This is a genomic window from Polynucleobacter sp. MG-6-Vaara-E2 (assembly GCF_018687695.1).
GTDB lineage: Bacteria > Pseudomonadota > Gammaproteobacteria > Burkholderiales > Burkholderiaceae > Polynucleobacter.
Genome location: NZ_CP061303.1, coordinates 20,439 through 35,146, shown reverse-complemented (window position 1 = coordinate 35,146; position 14,708 = coordinate 20,439). Strand labels below are relative to the sequence as shown.

Annotated in this window: 12 protein-coding genes, 1 tRNA gene, 1 rRNA gene and 3 pseudogenes; 6 read left to right on the top strand and 11 right to left on the bottom strand. The window is 45.5% G+C overall.

The window, feature by feature from the left end:
* Positions 1-25: 25 nt before the first annotated feature.
* Positions 26-1,558: ribosomal RNA gene (locus tag ICV38_RS00190) — 16S ribosomal RNA — on the bottom strand.
* Between the two features lie 473 nt (positions 1,559-2,031).
* Between ICV38_RS00190 and ICV38_RS00185 the strand changes: the two genes are divergently transcribed.
* Positions 2,032-2,688 (top strand): GNAT family N-acetyltransferase, encoded by a 657-nt coding sequence (locus ICV38_RS00185; RefSeq protein WP_215381663.1) that lies wholly within the window; start codon positions 2,032-2,034, stop codon positions 2,686-2,688.
* Positions 2,689-2,707: 19 nt separating this feature from the next.
* On the opposite strand, the gene ICV38_RS00180 is transcribed toward ICV38_RS00185, so the two are convergent.
* The 3 genes from ICV38_RS00180 to ICV38_RS00170 are packed head-to-tail and all read right to left on the bottom strand — an operon-like array spanning position 2,708 to position 4,360.
* Positions 2,708-3,055: a c-type cytochrome gene (locus ICV38_RS00180; protein ID WP_251368158.1), complete on the bottom strand. Its 348-nt coding sequence runs from the start codon at positions 3,053-3,055 to the stop codon at positions 2,708-2,710.
* A 24-nt stretch (positions 3,056-3,079) separates the two neighbouring features.
* Positions 3,080-3,730, bottom strand: coding sequence for a BON domain-containing protein (locus ICV38_RS00175; RefSeq protein ID WP_215381659.1), 651 nt, complete (start codon positions 3,728-3,730; stop codon positions 3,080-3,082).
* Between the two features lie 27 nt (positions 3,731-3,757).
* Positions 3,758-4,360 carry a phosphoheptose isomerase gene (locus tag ICV38_RS00170; RefSeq protein ID WP_215381656.1) on the bottom strand — a complete coding sequence of 201 codons (603 nt, stop codon included), beginning with the start codon at positions 4,358-4,360 and terminating at the stop codon, positions 3,758-3,760.
* A 106-nt stretch (positions 4,361-4,466) separates the two neighbouring features.
* Between ICV38_RS00170 and rsmI the strand changes: the two genes are divergently transcribed.
* Positions 4,467-5,372: a 16S rRNA (cytidine(1402)-2'-O)-methyltransferase gene (rsmI, locus tag ICV38_RS00165; protein WP_215381654.1), complete on the top strand. Its 906-nt coding sequence runs from the start codon at positions 4,467-4,469 to the stop codon at positions 5,370-5,372.
* A 56-nt stretch (positions 5,373-5,428) separates the two neighbouring features.
* Here rsmI and ICV38_RS00160 read toward each other — a convergent pair whose 3' ends face one another.
* Entirely contained in the window at positions 5,429-5,653 is a 225-nt protein-coding gene (locus tag ICV38_RS00160) for a hypothetical protein (RefSeq protein ID WP_251368157.1), read from the bottom strand.
* Between the two features lie 101 nt (positions 5,654-5,754).
* Here ICV38_RS00160 and ICV38_RS00155 point away from each other — a divergent pair.
* The 3 genes and pseudogenes from ICV38_RS00155 (at position 5,755) to ICV38_RS00145 (ending at position 7,282) form a co-directional block, all read left to right on the top strand.
* Positions 5,755-5,830, top strand: a tRNA-Arg gene (locus ICV38_RS00155).
* 73 nt (positions 5,831-5,903) lie between these two features.
* Positions 5,904-7,055: pseudogene (locus ICV38_RS00150) on the top strand (fatty acid desaturase).
* A gap of 41 nt (positions 7,056-7,096) precedes the next feature.
* Complete coding sequence (locus ICV38_RS00145; RefSeq protein ID WP_143070006.1) at positions 7,097-7,282, top strand: hypothetical protein; 186 nt, start codon at positions 7,097-7,099, stop codon at positions 7,280-7,282.
* A gap of 18 nt (positions 7,283-7,300) precedes the next feature.
* Here the strand turns inward: ICV38_RS00145 and ICV38_RS00140 are convergent.
* Positions 7,301-7,939, bottom strand: a pseudogene (locus tag ICV38_RS00140) (MBL fold metallo-hydrolase).
* A 71-nt stretch (positions 7,940-8,010) separates the two neighbouring features.
* Here ICV38_RS00140 and gcvH point away from each other — a divergent pair.
* Positions 8,011-8,403, top strand: a pseudogene (gene gcvH, locus ICV38_RS00135) (glycine cleavage system protein GcvH).
* Positions 8,404-8,407: 4 nt separating this feature from the next.
* Here the strand turns inward: gcvH and priA are convergent.
* The 5 genes from priA to atpG all read right to left on the bottom strand — a co-directional run bounded on the left by priA (position 8,408) and on the right by atpG (position 14,705).
* Positions 8,408-10,546 (bottom strand): primosomal protein N', encoded by a 2,139-nt coding sequence (priA, locus tag ICV38_RS00130; RefSeq protein WP_215381651.1) that lies wholly within the window; start codon positions 10,544-10,546, stop codon positions 8,408-8,410.
* 267 nt (positions 10,547-10,813) lie between these two features.
* Entirely contained in the window at positions 10,814-11,932 is a 1,119-nt protein-coding gene (hemE, locus tag ICV38_RS00125) for a uroporphyrinogen decarboxylase (protein ID WP_215382655.1), read from the bottom strand.
* A 9-nt stretch (positions 11,933-11,941) separates the two neighbouring features.
* A complete protein-coding gene (locus tag ICV38_RS00120) occupies positions 11,942-12,358 on the bottom strand; it encodes a F0F1 ATP synthase subunit epsilon (protein ID WP_215381642.1) in 417 nt (138 codons plus the stop codon).
* 21 nt (positions 12,359-12,379) lie between these two features.
* Positions 12,380-13,780, bottom strand: a complete 1,401-nt coding sequence (gene atpD / locus ICV38_RS00115) for a F0F1 ATP synthase subunit beta (RefSeq protein ID WP_215381639.1) — start codon at positions 13,778-13,780, stop codon at positions 12,380-12,382.
* Positions 13,781-13,835: 55 nt separating this feature from the next.
* Positions 13,836-14,705 carry a F0F1 ATP synthase subunit gamma gene (gene atpG / locus ICV38_RS00110; RefSeq protein ID WP_215381637.1) on the bottom strand — a complete coding sequence of 290 codons (870 nt, stop codon included), beginning with the start codon at positions 14,703-14,705 and terminating at the stop codon, positions 13,836-13,838.
* Positions 14,706-14,708 lie beyond the last annotated feature (3 nt).

Below are 14,708 nucleotides of genomic sequence, written 5' to 3'. Positions count from 1 at the left end.
TATAGCTCCAGCATCTTTTCTCTAGAAAGGAGGTGATCCAGCCGCACCTTCCGATACGGCTACCTTGTTACGACTTTACCCCAGTCATGAACCCTGCCGTGGCAGTCGCCCCCCTTGCGGTTAGGCTAACGGCTTCTGGCAAAACCCACTCCCATGGTATGACGGGCGGTGTGTACAAGACCCGGGAACGTATTCACCGCGACATTCTGATCCGCGATTACTAGCGATTCCAGCTTCACGTAGTCGAGTTGCAGACTACGATCCGGACTACGATGCATTTTCTGAGATTAGCTCCCCCTCGCGGGTTGGCAACCCTCTGTATGCACCATTGTATGACGTGTGAAGCCCTACCCATAAGGGCCATGAGGACTTGACGTCATCCCCACCTTCCTCCGGTTTGTCACCGGCAGTCTCTTTAGAGTGCTCTTGCGTAGCAACTAAAGACAAGGGTTGCGCTCGTTGCGGGACTTAACCCAACATCTCACGACACGAGCTGACGACAGCCATGCAGCACCTGTGTTCACTTTCTCTTACGAGCACCTAATGTATCTCTACTTCGTTAGTGACATGTCAAGGGTAGGTAAGGTTTTTCGCGTTGCATCGAATTAATCCACATCATCCACCGCTTGTGCGGGTCCCCGTCAATTCCTTTGAGTTTTAATCTTGCGACCGTACTCCCCAGGCGGCTGACTTCACGCGTTAGCTACGTTACTCAGGATGTAAATCCCGAACAACTAGTCAGCATCGTTTAGGGCGTGGACTACCAGGGTATCTAATCCTGTTTGCTCCCCACGCTTTCGTGCATGAGCGTCAGTGTTATCCCAGGGGGCTGCCTTCGCCATTGGTATTCCTCCACATATCTACGCATTTCACTGCTACACGTGGAATTCTACCCCCCTCTGACACACTCTAGCTATACAGTCACAGGCGCCATTCCCAGGTTAAGCCCGGGGATTTCACGCCTGTCTTGTATAACCGCCTGCGCACGCTTTACGCCCAGTAATTCCGATTAACGCTCGCACCCTACGTATTACCGCGGCTGCTGGCACGTAGTTAGCCGGTGCTTATTCTTCAGGTACCGTCATTCCCGGACTGTGTTAGAGCCGGTGTTTCTTCCCTGACAAAAGAGCTTTACAACCCGAAGGCCTTCTTCACTCACGCGGCATTGCTGGATCAGGGTTGCCCCCATTGTCCAAAATTCCCCACTGCTGCCTCCCGTAGGAGTCTGGGCCGTGTCTCAGTCCCAGTGTGGCTGATCGTCCTCTCAGACCAGCTACTGATCGTCGCCTTGGTGGGCTTTTACCCCACCAACAAGCTAATCAGGCATCGGCCGCTCTAATCGCGCGAGGTCTTTCGATCCCCCGCTTTCCCCCTCAGGGCGTATGCGGTATTAGCACAGCTTTCGCTGCGTTATCCCCCACGATAAGGTACGTTCCGATGTATTACTCACCCGTTCGCCACTCGCCACCAGGTGCAAGCACCCGTGCTGCCGTTCGACTTGCATGTGTAAGGCATGCCGCCAGCGTTCAATCTGAGCCAGGATCAAACTCTTCAGTTCAATTCCTGTGATCCTTGCGGATCGTCGCACTCATTCAAGAAATCGACTTGGTAAAAAAACCAAATCTTTACTGTCTATGAGTACTATTTATTTACATCTGTCCCGAAGGACTGGATGCTTTCACTTAGTACCCACAATTATCGGTTGACTAATTTTTAAAGAGGGCTGAATCGTTTTTCAAAAACATTCAGCGAAGAAGCGAGACTATGACATACCCGAATAGGGTTGTCAACACCTTTCCCACTCTTTTTCCTAAATTATGTGAAGATTTTTCTGACTTTAAAAATTAGTTCAATGAAATCATAGACATAAAAGTCGAAAAAAAATTTAATTTTTTTGAAAATTTTCTTGATTTGGCGCTTTTTTTGGAAAGGTGGCGTGACTAGATCTGCATTTTTGATGCTTTATTTGCATATTCGCCACACCCTAGGGAAAACCCTGAAATTTTCCTTGTATTCTGTTAAAATATTGCTATGCACAATAAAAGAGCGAACAATCACTCACCTTCCAAGCCCTATTTGGCTGGGCATGCTGTTCCTGTGCGCGAACTTCATTCGGGACATAGGTCAGAAATTCTGAACCACCTATTGCAACTTGGCGAAGAGGATCGTCGCCTACGCTTTGGCACCCAAACTCCTGATGAAGTCATTCATCATTACGTTGAAGGCCTTGATTTCAATAGAGATACCGTATTTGGCGTATTTGACGCCGACTTAAAACTCATTGGCGTAGCGCATTTAGCTTATTTGCCAGAAATCAATGGTCAGGCGCGTGCTGCTGAGTTTGGTGTGTCTGTGTTACCTAAGGGTAGGGCGCAGGGCCTTGGCACTGCGCTGCTACAGCGTTCTGCAGTGCATTCACGCAATAGCAACATTCAAACGCTTTATGTTCACTGTCTTGCCAACAACAAGGCCATGATGCATTTGGCACAAAAAGCAGGTATGACGGTTGAATACGCCTATGGCGATGCTGATGCATATCTCAAATTACCTCCAGCAAACCCCAGCAGCATTGTTGCTGAAGCTGCAAATGAGCAATGGGCAGATTTTGATTACGCGCTGAAAGAAAACTTGAAGCTTGCTAATCAAGCTTGGTGGTGGTTTCTGGGAAGGCCTGGTCACGCACGTTAATGTGCGCAACATTTCTTTTTTAGTTTTGCTGCGGAGCTCCGCGCAGTATCCAACTTGTAAGTAGCGTTAAATCGGTCGCGCTTAATTTTGCGTTTGCAGGCATTGGAACAACGCCCCATGAGCCTGCACCGCCCTTAGCAATTTTATTTTTCAAAAATGCTTGCGCATTTGAATCGCTTTTATATTTTTGCGCAATCATTTGAAAGCTTGGGCCAACAATTTTTTTATCTATAGCATGACACCCTAAGCATGCATTTTGCTTAGCAAGCGCAAATGCTTTTTGATCCTCTTCGTTTGCTTGTGCAGCTGGAATGAAATATGCAAGCACTGTAAATAAAAAAATTATTTTTGCAATTGCTCGCCTCATGCACATCACAAACTTAGAAAAAATTTATTGGAATTTTGGAGGCGAACTTGGCTGCGTTTGATCAGCCTTGCCTTGTTTTTCTAGACGATTTTTTTCTTGTTCTGAAATGATGTCAAAGTAAACATAAACATCTTTCACGCCATTAGTATTGCTGGCAACTTTCTTGGCCAGATCCGCTTCATTCTGCGTCAAGATACCCATGAGGTATATGCTAGTTCCCTCTGCAACAATTGTCATTGAATTAGATGGCAACTTATCTGTAAAAATCATTTGTGTTTTTATCTTTGACTCAAGATAGGAATCATTGGCGCGTGCAGTGTATGTGCTGTTTGGGCCAATTACCAATTCATTGAATACGCTACGCGCATTCTTCATGGCCTTTACATATGCCCCGGCCTCACCCTTAATATCAGCATCTTTCACTTCGCCAGTTAACAAAACTTTTTGATTGAAAGACGTGACATTGATGTGGGCGCTATCGCCAAACTTTTTCGCAAGGGCAGCATTTGCCTCTAATTCAATTCCGTTGTCGATAGCTTGTACGCCTGGCGTACGTCTATCGGCCATGATGCTCGCACCAGCTGCGACTCCGCCCACCGCAAGGACTCCACAAGCTGATAGTTGTGTCGCAATAACCAAAGCAATGACTAATTTACCGAAGAATTGAATTTGCATTTAAGTATCTTTACTGTTGGATAAACATTAATCGAGTAATACGTGATCAACACCATCACATAAACCATGTAATAGAACTAAATGGGTTTCTTGAATGCGAGCAGTGCGTGTTGAAGGGGCGCACAAGTGAATATCGTCTTTATCCAAAAGGCTCGCAATCTTACCGCCACCATTTCCAGTGAGCGCAATAATTTTGATGCCGATCTTTTTTGCCGCTTCAATTGCTTTGATGACATTCTTTGAATTGCCAGAAGTAGAGATGCCTAACAGAATGTCACCTTTTTTACCTAGGCCACGCACCTGCTTGCTAAACACTTCGTCATAACTGTAATCGTTACCAACAGCAGTCAAGATCGAGCTGTCTGTGGTTAATGCAATAGCGGCCAGCTCTTGCCGCTCTCGCTCAAAACGCCCAATTAATTCTGCGGCGAAATGTTGTGCATCTGCTGCAGAACCACCATTGCCGCAGGCCATGACCTTACCGCCAGACTTTAAACAATCCACCATTGCCAGTACGCCTTGTGCAACTGATTCAGGGAGAACCTTTTCAGCCTCTTGCTTAACTGCAATGCTGTCTAAAAAGTGTTGAGATGCGCGTTTACGCAAACGTTCAAGAGTATCTTTATCCATAGCAATATTATGCGCCAAAGAAGGTCTAAATTCCGATGCGATCAGCTTAACTCAAAAGCAACGTATTCTCTTGCTTATTGATAAACCTTCAGCAGACAATATCCTCATGGAACTAGGCTCATTAGACTTTTTAAAGCAACAAGATTTGCCTGCTGGTGCCCTGTATATGGTTGCCACACCTATTGGTAATTTGGGTGATATCACCTTACGCGCACTACACGTACTCAACGCGATGGATGGCATTGCCTGCGAAGATACGCGGCACAGCGCCGCACTATTGCAACAATTTGGTATTCATAAAAAATGTATGGCCTTACATGCGCACAACGAGCTTGGTAGTGCGCAAACAGTCATTCAGCATTTGGCAAACAATGAACGTTGGGCGTATATCTCCGATGCCGGCACACCCGGCGTATCAGACCCAGGCGCTCGCCTAGTAGATGAAGTGCAAAAAGCAGGTATGCGAGTGATTCCGGTCCCCGGTGCTAGCTCTGTATCGTGCGCGGTCTCAGTTGCTGGATCCGTCATGCTTAACTCTGATGGGCAATTTCAATTTCTAGGATTCTGGCCACACAAAAGCAAAGAGCGTGATGCCCTCTTGCAAGATATAGGTAGCAGTAAAAAAACCAGCATTTTTTTTGAGTCGCCACACAATATTCGCGAGACACTGCTCTTGCTCTCTAATGCCTTAGAAAATGATCGGCAAGTTTTCATCTGTCGCGAACTGACTAAAAAATTCGAACAACTTGTTTCCATTCAAGCGCAGAATATTCCCGCTTGGCTTGAAAATACTGAAAGCCTTAAGGGCGAATTTGTTATTCTCATCGCTGGGCGCCAAGCCAGTGCTAATGAGGCCCCAGAGCATGCCTCCCTGATTCGCTGGGCCAATGCACTAAGCCCATACTTAGGTAGCAAAGAAATCGCCACTGTACTTGCACAAGTGTTAGGCCTAGCAAAAAAAGATGCCTACCAAATTGCCTTGGATGCAAAAGAGGACGAAACAGGAAAATAAAAAAGCTGGCGTAAAGCCAGCTTTAATCATTTGCAACTGCTAGGAGCAATTCAGACTTACTTACTCTCCTGAGTATTTTTTGATGTGTTTGCATCTTGAAGATTTAACTTTGCCACCGGCTTAATGATTTGCTCTGCAGAAGCTGCAGCATCGGTGCGCTTCCCATTGTTTACAAATACCATCAATAGCAAAATGATGATCAAGGGCACAAAAAAGCTTGCAAACACCATGATGATGAGTTGTTTTGGGGACTTAATCAGATTTCCGTGCTCGTTGCTCATAAGAATTTATCGTTTGACGGGTTTTAGGGTTGTTTTGCAGCGATTATAACTAGAGAGTAGGGGTATAGGCACTTACAATAGGGCGGTTACCAGTTTTCCCGGCGCCCGTAGCTCAGTGGATAGAGTATTGGCCTCCGAAGCCAAGGGTCGCAGGTTCGATTCCTGCCGGGCGCGCCAAAACAGAGGGGGTTTTTGACCTAAATCATGCAAAAAATCACGAAAACCGCTATCATTTGCATCTAACTTATTGATTCTTATCGTGTCTACACATCTAAATTCAGCCCTTTCAGAGCCTTCTCTGATAAATCCTTTGCCTCCAGAGGCGCCATTACCGCACCGCAAAATTATTCGCAGCTGGCTAATCCCAATGGCACAAGGCGAAACAGGCCGCGCAATTTTATTGCTCATCATTGACTCCCTTTTGTGGCTGGGCTGCATTGCCGGCACAGTATTTGTTGAGAGCATTCTGCTTAAAGTCGTTTTTGGAGTCGTTGCAGGATTTGTAACTGGTCGTATTTTTATTTTGGGTCACGATGCCTGCCATCAAAGTTTCACCCCAAATCGTGAACTCAATAAAGTACTAGGAAGAATTGCATTCTTGCCTTCACTTACTCCATACAGCTTGTGGGATGTTGGTCATAACGTCGTTCACCATGGCCAAACAAATTTAAAAGGTTTCGACTTTGTTTGGGCACCACTCTCAAAATCTGAGTACGACGCGCTATCCCCATTTCGTAAGACTTTAGAGCGCCTCTATCGTAGCGGCTGGGGTCCTGTTTTCTACTACTTAATTGAAATTTGGTGGAGACGTGAGTACTTCCCAAATGCCCAAAACAAGCCGGGTGATCGTCCGATCTTCTTAAAAGACAATTTGCTCGTTACTGCATTTGCAATTATTTGGATTGGTTGCCTTATTGCTGGTGCCATCGCCACCGGTCAATCAATTTGGGTAGGTTTAATCACTGGCTTTGCGGTGCCATTCCTATTTTGGAACGGCATGATTGGATTTGTGGTCTATGTTCACCACACTCACCCATCAGTGTCTTGGTACGACAAAAAATCGGAATGGTTACGCGACCAACCTTTTGTATAAACTACGGTTCACCTGACTTTTAACTGGATTTGGGGCGCCCTAATGCACCACATCATGGAGCATACTGCTCACCACGTCGACATGAGCGTACCTCTCTATCGCCTTCCAGAGGCCCAAAAAACCCTCGAAACCATCCTTCCAGAGCGCATTTTTATTCAAAAGTTCTCTTGGTCCTGGTATTTCGACACTGCACGAAAGTGCAAGCTCTATGATTTTGAGAATAAGGCTTGGTTGGACTTTGATGGCAATAAAACGGCTGATTCTGTCCGAGTTGTCTTAACCCCAATCCCAGCAGGACAAAACGGTTAAAATAGATCTCTGTACAAAGTTTTGCCTTACCCGGATTGCCCATGACCACTTCAACTCCAGCCGCTACCCAAGACAGCTCTCAGAGCCTCAAATTTTGCTCTTCCTGCAGCCGTGAAAAACGACTTGAGGGCGGCACATGGATTCCAACAAGTAATCGCAAGCAACGCTGGATTTGCGCTAGCTGCCTATACAACCGTACACACCGTACCGGTTCTGCAAAAACCTAAAACTTTAGCTTTACTGTTTTAAGCGCCATCCCCAACATAGGGATTGGTCTTGCGTTCCTTTCCGAACGTTGACATTGGTCCGTGACCAGGCACAAACTGCACATCGTCACCTAATGGCCAAAGCTTCGTTTTAATCGCATTGATTAAATCTGCATGATTGCCTCGAGGGAAATCTGTTCGACCAATTGAGCCTGCAAACAAAACATCGCCCACTATCGCTAAGCGATCATCTTTATCAAAAAAGATAACGTGTCCCGGCGTGTGACCTGGGCAATGGAACACCTCCAGATCAACCTTGCCAACTTGAACATGATCACCATCATTTAATCAACGATTGTGCTCAAATGTTTTGGCATGACCAAAACCAAAGCGCACAGTTTGCTCGGGCAGCTGATCAATCCAAAAGCGCTCATCCTCTTGCGGCCCCTCAATCGGAATGTTCAACTGGTCAGCTAAATCTTTGGCAGCCGCACAATGGTCTAGGTGCCCATGTGTCAGCAAAATCTTTTTTACATTCCCGCCCATTTGCTTAACGCCATCAAGGATCTTGTCGATATCGCCGCCAGGGTCAACGATGGCAGCGTCCCCAGTTTCTTGGCAAACCAAAATTGAGCAGTTTTGCTCAAAAGGCGTTACGGGAACAATTCCTAATTTAATCGGCATGTATAAGTAATGTATAAAAACCTAGTTCAGGGGACTCAGCATAAAATATTCTCAAAGGATAAACAATGAATACCCAAGATACATTTAAATTTGCAGAAACCCATGAATAGGCCGACCTAGAAAGTGATGGCTTAGTTTGGGTTGGTATAAGTAATCATGCTCAAGAAGCATTGGGTGACGTGATGCTCTTTCAAGCGCCTAAGCTTGGTCAACAAGTCAAACAGGGTGAAGCGATTGCAGTGATCGAGTCCGTCAAGGCAGCAAGCGATATTCATGCACCAGTGAGTGGTGAAATTGTGGCACTCAACGCAGAGATAGATGCTTCACCAGAATTGGTAAACGAAAAGCCTTATAGTGTTTGGTTGTTCAAAATTAAACCTGAATCGGATAGCAGTCTTAATGCAGATCTCGAACAACTCATGAATCTAGAGCAGTACGAGTCTGGGCCAGGGGCTTAAAGCGTTAAATGGAAATAGGATCGCGTTCAATCAACCAACGAACTTTCTCGTTCTTGCTAATTCGTCCCTGTGAGCTTTCACGCATATCTCGATCAATAGCTTCAAGCACATCCTGTAACCGCCTACGATCATCGGACTCAAGCACGAGCTGAGCTCTCTCTACACCTGCAACCCGCACCATGCTTTTGGGGACTGGGTCATAGACGCGCAACCCCTTATAAATAAGGCCTTGAGACTTTAAGCGTCCCTTGAGAGCATTGAGAAAATGAATCGCTTTATCCAAACTCTTTGCTTCTGCATGCACCATGCCTTGGTAAGAAAAGGGGGGTAATTTAGCCTCATCTCTTTCATTGGCAATGTGAGATAAAAAGCCATCGACATCATGGCGCAGTAGATATTGAAATACCGCTGCCTCAGGAAATTGAGTCTCGATATAAATATCGCCACTTTGCTCGCCATCCTTACTCGACCTTCCAGCTCGACCTGCAACCTGCACCAACTGTGCAAACAGTCTTTCTGCCGCCCGAAAGTCTTGCGAGAACAGGCGACTATCAGCATCTAAAACTGCAACCAAACCGATATTTTGATAGTCATGCCCCTTGGCAATCATTTGCGTACCAACAACAATATCTACATTTCCCTCATGAATTTCTTTAAAAAGATCTTCTGCGCCTCTGCTCTTTCGGCTGGAATCCGTATCTACACGAAGAACTCTTGCGCTCGGCCAAACCTCTTCAATAGAGTCTTCTAGTTTTTGGGTGCCTTGCCCGAGAGTTTTTAAATCTGCATTACCGCAATCGGGACAATGAGTCGGGATAGGCTTGACCAAACCGCAATGATGGCACCTTAATACAGGCTTGCGACCCAATGCGCCGGCCTTATGCATCACCATGTATGAGCTACATTGCTGACATTTTGATAGCCATAAGCATGCGCTGCAACTGAGTACTGGTGCATATCCCCTTCGATTAATTAATACTAGACATTGCTTACTGTTTTGCAGATTCTTGTTAATAGCATTGACAAGGGGCTTACTTAATGAAATCTTTGCTACGGGCTTATCTGCATCACCAGGGCTAAATAGATTTTGCGGATCTCGCGTATTGATTAAATGCACTTTCGGCAAGCTCGCTCCTTGCGCGCGCTGATCTAATCGGAGATATTGGTAACGCCCTGATGTAGCTGCTATCCAAGTTTCTAGAGAGGGGGTTGCCGATGAAAGCAGTATTGGAATTTTCAAATCATGAGCTCTCCATACCGCAAGATCTCTAGCCGAGTAACGAATGCCGTCTTGTTGTTTGTAAGAAGGGTCATGCTCTTCATCAACCACAATAACCCGAAGATTGGGCATTGGCGTTAAGGCTGCCAATCGTGTTCCCAAAACAATTTGTGCTTTTCCAGTGATAGCTTCATACCAAGCAAGCCCACGTTTTTTTTCACTAATGCCACTATGCAGCACAACCAAATTTTTATCTGGAAAATATGCCCGCACTCTACGCTCTAACTGTGGGGTTAGATTGATCTCTGGCACTAAAATAAGTGCCTGTGAATTCTCAACATCAAGAACTGTTCTAAGCCAGTTTAAAAATACTGCAGTCTTGCCGCTTCCGGTTTGTCCCTGAAGAAGAGAGACGTTAAACTCTTTTGCATCACTTCTAGCGCGTAAATTTTTTAGTGCTTGCTCTTGTGCCTCATTTAGCTGTTCTTCGCTGATATAGCCCTCGCTTTGCATGGGCCCTTCATCTTTCTTTTTCTTTATTTTTTTGAGCTCAGTAGAATTCCGTTTTTCCTCAATTTTTTCCCAACTTGACGGCTTTTTCCACATTTGTGGAATCATCGGAATAATGGTTTCGCCAAGCCCATGAATGTAATACTGGCTTGCAAAATTTAGGAGTCTTAGCGCTGCAGAATCAATCGGCGGCAATGGGGCTAACTGCAATACAGGCTTTAACTTGTCGATATCGTAATATGAGTAAGTGCTTACTTTTATTACTATTCCTACAAGCGTTGAGCGGCCGAAAGGAACCTCAACAATCTGACCAATCTCAGGGTATACAAGCAACCTAGCCTGATCCCACAAATAGTCAAAACCCTGGGCCAAGGGCTTATCAACAACTACTTGAACCACGATAGGTGGGGCCATGATCTACTTCGTTTTTTCTATTTTGCTTGTGGATAAGTCTGTGGATATCATCCAAGAACTCTAATTTATAAGCTAATTTACCAGCAATCCACCCAAACACTATTTTTAAGTGATATTACTAAATAACTATATAAATCAATTATTTAAAACATTTTCCGAAAGTTAAAGTTCACCTTTAATCGGAATCTCACTGAATTTTCATTTTTAACCAAAACTGTGCATAACTTTTGCCTAAAATTTTCAGCGCAAGTTAGCAATCACTTAGTTTTATTGCTTTGATCTTATAGCCCTAGAGTGATTTATAACTGCTTCAGCTAATGCAGTGACGCTTTCTGGGGGGGTAAATTGAGAAATCCCATGGCCTAAATTAAATACATGCCCATCTAAAGGGTTTAAGCCAGGCTTTAAGGCGGGCGCACTCGCCAAATCATCCAGAAGCATGCTTGCCTGTTTGGCGATATCTGAAGGTTTTGAGAACAGAATTAATGGGTCTAAATTGCCTTGCAATGCCAAGGGCTTATTTAAGGCAAGTAGTTGTTTGCGAGCACGACTAAGCGACATAGTCCAGTCCATAGCAATGACATCTGCGCCAATTTGAGCCATATCGTTTAACCAAATTGCGCCGCCTTTAGTAAACATAATGACCGGAATTTTTCTACCTTCATGCTCTCGTGGCAATAAAGTAATCACTTTTTGCATTGAGGCTAAAGACATTTTTTGATACCAACCATCTGGAAGCATGCCACCCCAAGTATCAAAAATCATCAGAGCTTGAGCGCCCGCTTTTACCTGTTCTGTTAAGTAGGAAGCAACCGATTGGGCGTTAATATCCAAAATATGCTGCAACAAATCAGGGCGACTAAACATCATGGTTTTAGCATGGCGAAAATCGTCAGAACTTGAACCATCAATCATGTAGCAGGCTAATGTCCAAGGACTTCCAGAGAACCCGATCAGCGGTACTCGTTGCTTGCCATCCTGTATGAGCGCTTTACGAATTTCTGCGACCGCATCAAATACATATCTGAGTTCACCCATATCCGCAGGGCGCAATTTCTGAACAGCCGCCTCATCTCGAAGAGGGTGATCAAAACTTGGACCTTCGCCAGCAGTAAATTTCAAACCCAACCCCATGGCATCAGGGATGGTCAAAATATCCGAGAATAAGATAGCCGCGTCTAGTGGATAACGATCCAAGGGCTGAAGGGTTACTTCTGTAGCGTACGCAGGATTCTTTGCAAGACCCAAGAAGCTTCCAGCTTTAGCTCGGGTTGCGTTGTATTCAGGTAGATATCGGCCAGCTTGACGCATGAGCCAAAGCGGTGTTTGATCTACCGCTTCGCCTAGACAAGCTTTTAAAAACCGATCATTTAACAACAAGGAGATGACCGGCTTTTACTTTTTACGACGGAAACGTGCAATTGCCGCCAATTGTGCTGCAGCCATTGCGAACTCGGATTGAGCCAATGCCATATCAAAGTCAGTGCCACGATTTTGCATTGCTTCTTCGGCGCGTTTCTTTGCTTCAATTGCCTTAGCTTCATCTAGATCATGGCCACGAATTGCAGTATCTGCCAACACGGTGACATGATCAGGCTGAACTTCAATATAGCCACCCGCCACGAATACAAACTCTTCATCGCCATCAGACTTTTCAATACGAACTGAGCCTGGACGAATGCGTGTAATCAATGGAATGTGGCCAGGCAAGATACCGAGCTCACCACTCTCACCGGGAAGCGCAACAAATTTGGCTTCACCGCTGAAAATGTTGCGCTCAGCGCTTACTACGTCGACATGTATGCTTGACATAATTTCCCTAGATGAGTTCGATTAAAGCTTCTTAGCTTTCTCGATGGCTTCATCAATTGAACCCACCATGTAGAACGCTTGCTCGGGCAAGTGATCCAATTCACCGCTCACAATCATCTTGAAGCCGCGGATGGTTTCTTTCAATGGAACGTATTTACCTGGTGAACCAGTAAACACCTCAGCAACGTGGAAAGGCTGGGACAAGAAACGCTGAATCTTACGAGCACGAGCCACAGCCAACTTGTCTTCTGGAGACAATTCGTCCATACCCAAAATCGCAATAATATCGCGCAATTCTTTGTAACGTTGCAATGTCATCTGTACAGCACGAGCCACTTCATAGTGCTCTTGACCAACCACTTGTGGGTCAAGCTGACGGCTGGTTGAATCCAATGGATCAACCGCTGGGTAAATACCCAATGCAGCGATGTCACGTGACAACACAACTGTGGAGTCTAAGTGCAAGAAGGTGGTTGCCGGTGATGGATCGGTTAAGTCATCGGCAGGAACGTAAACGGCCTGAATAGAAGTAACAGAACCAGTCTTTGTAGAAGTAATACGCTCTTGCAACTTACCCATCTCTTCAGCCAAAGTAGGTTGGTAACCCACCGCAGAAGGCATACGACCGAGCAACGCAGACACTTCAGTACCTGCCAATGTGTAGCGGTAGATGTTGTCAACGAAGAACAAAATATCACGGCCTTCGTCACGGAATGCTTCAGCCATTGTCAAACCAGTCAACGCAACGCGCAAACGGTTGCCAGGAGGCTCATTCATCTGACCAAACACCATCGCTACTTTGTCGATAACGTTAGATTCTTTCATCTCGTGGTAGAAGTCATTACCTTCACGAGTACGCTCACCTACACCGGCGAACACAGACAAACCAGAGTGTTGCTTAGCGATGTTGTTAATCAATTCCATCATGTTCACGGTCTTACCAACACCCGCACCACCGAACAAGCCAACCTTACCGCCTTTAGCAAACGGACAAACTAAGTCAATAACCTTAATACCGGTTTCTAACAAGTCAACGGAAGGGGAGAGCTCGTCAAACTTTGGGGCTGGCTGGTGAATAGCGCGACGCTCTTCAGTAGCAATTGGACCTGCGTCGTCAATTGGGCGACCCAAAACGTCCATAATGCGGCCCAAAGTTGCTGGACCCACTGGAACCGAGATTGGTTTACCAGTAGATTTAACTTCCATGCCGCGACGTAAGCCATCGCTTGCGCCCATGGCAATCGCGCGAACTACACCGTCACCGATTTGTTGCTGAACTTCAAAGGTCAAACCTTTTTCAGCAAATGATTTTTCACCGCTTTCAACTAATGTCAACGCATCATAAATGTTTGGCATTTTGTCGCGTGGGAACTGAATGTCCACCACTGGACCGATACATTGCACGATATTTCCGTTACTCATCGCTTTCTCCGCTTTTAATTCCGTAAATTCTTTCGTATTCCTAAATGCTGACCGCTTAAACCGCAGCCGCTCCACCAACAATTTCTGACAACTCTTTGGTAATAGCAGCTTGTCGTGTCTTGTTGTAATCCAATTGCAATTCGCCGATCACATTCTTCGCGTTATCTGAGGCGGCCTTCATTGAGACCATACGTGCAGATTGCTCAGAAGCCATATTTTCAGCAACAGCTTGATAAATCATTGCTTCAACATAACGCTTTAACAAGCCATTCAAAATGGACTCAGCGTCTGGCTCGTAAATGTAGTCCCAAGATGGGCCTGATTTGTCTTCTGGAGTCAAAGCAGCTGGCTCTAAAGGCAAAAGCTTTTCTAAAACAGGCTCTTGTTTCATTGCATTTACAAAGCGGGTATATGCCAAATAAACCGCATCAATCTCGCCTTTTTCAAACGCTTCCAATTGGGCAGTAATAGCACCAATCAAAACATCCAAATGAGGCGTGTCGCCGATTTGAATTGTTTGAGAAATGAGTTTTGCTTTTGAACGATTCAAAAATTGCAGGCCTTTTGAACCAATTGCGGTGTACTCAATACCAATATTTTTTTCTTGCAAATCGCGCACTTGGTTAGCAATCAAACGTAGCACGTTGGTATTCAAACCACCGCACAAACCTTTGTCTGTCGTAACCAAGATGGTGCCAACTCTCTTCACTTCACGAGTAACCATGTAAGCAGGGCGGTACTCAGGATTTGCTTTAGAAAGATTGGCAACAATTTCACGAATTTTTTCAGCATATGGACGCGCATTACGCATGCGCTCCTGGGCGCGGCGCATCTTAGATGCGGCGACCATCTCCATTGCCTTCGTGATCTTGCGCGTGTTTTGCACGCTCTTGATCTTTGATCGTATCTCTTTTGTGCCGGCCATGAT

Bases quoted from the DNA above. Each gene is read 5' to 3' on its own strand.
- ICV38_RS00145 (WP_143070006.1), top strand. From the start codon at position 7,097: ATGACCACTTCAACTCCAGCCGCTACCCAAGACAGCTCTCAGAGCCTC.
- rsmI (WP_215381654.1), top strand. From the start codon at position 4,467: ATGGAACTAGGCTCATTAGACTTTTTAAAGCAACAAGATTTGCCTGCT.
- atpD (WP_215381639.1), bottom strand. From the start codon at position 13,780: ATGAGTAACGGAAATATCGTGCAATGTATCGGTCCAGTGGTGGACATT.
- ICV38_RS00185 (WP_215381663.1), top strand. From the start codon at position 2,032: ATGCACAATAAAAGAGCGAACAATCACTCACCTTCCAAGCCCTATTTG.
- ICV38_RS00175 (WP_215381659.1), bottom strand. From the start codon at position 3,730: ATGCAAATTCAATTCTTCGGTAAATTAGTCATTGCTTTGGTTATTGCG.
- atpG (WP_215381637.1), bottom strand. From the start codon at position 14,705: ATGGCCGGCACAAAAGAGATACGATCAAAGATCAAGAGCGTGCAAAAC.
- ICV38_RS00120 (WP_215381642.1), bottom strand. From the start codon at position 12,358: ATGTCAAGCATACATGTCGACGTAGTAAGCGCTGAGCGCAACATTTTC.
- priA (WP_215381651.1), bottom strand. From the start codon at position 10,546: ATGGCCCCACCTATCGTGGTTCAAGTAGTTGTTGATAAGCCCTTGGCC.
- ICV38_RS00180 (WP_251368158.1), bottom strand. From the start codon at position 3,055: ATGAGGCGAGCAATTGCAAAAATAATTTTTTTATTTACAGTGCTTGCA.
- ICV38_RS00160 (WP_251368157.1), bottom strand. From the start codon at position 5,653: ATGAGCAACGAGCACGGAAATCTGATTAAGTCCCCAAAACAACTCATC.
- ICV38_RS00170 (WP_215381656.1), bottom strand. From the start codon at position 4,360: ATGGATAAAGATACTCTTGAACGTTTGCGTAAACGCGCATCTCAACAC.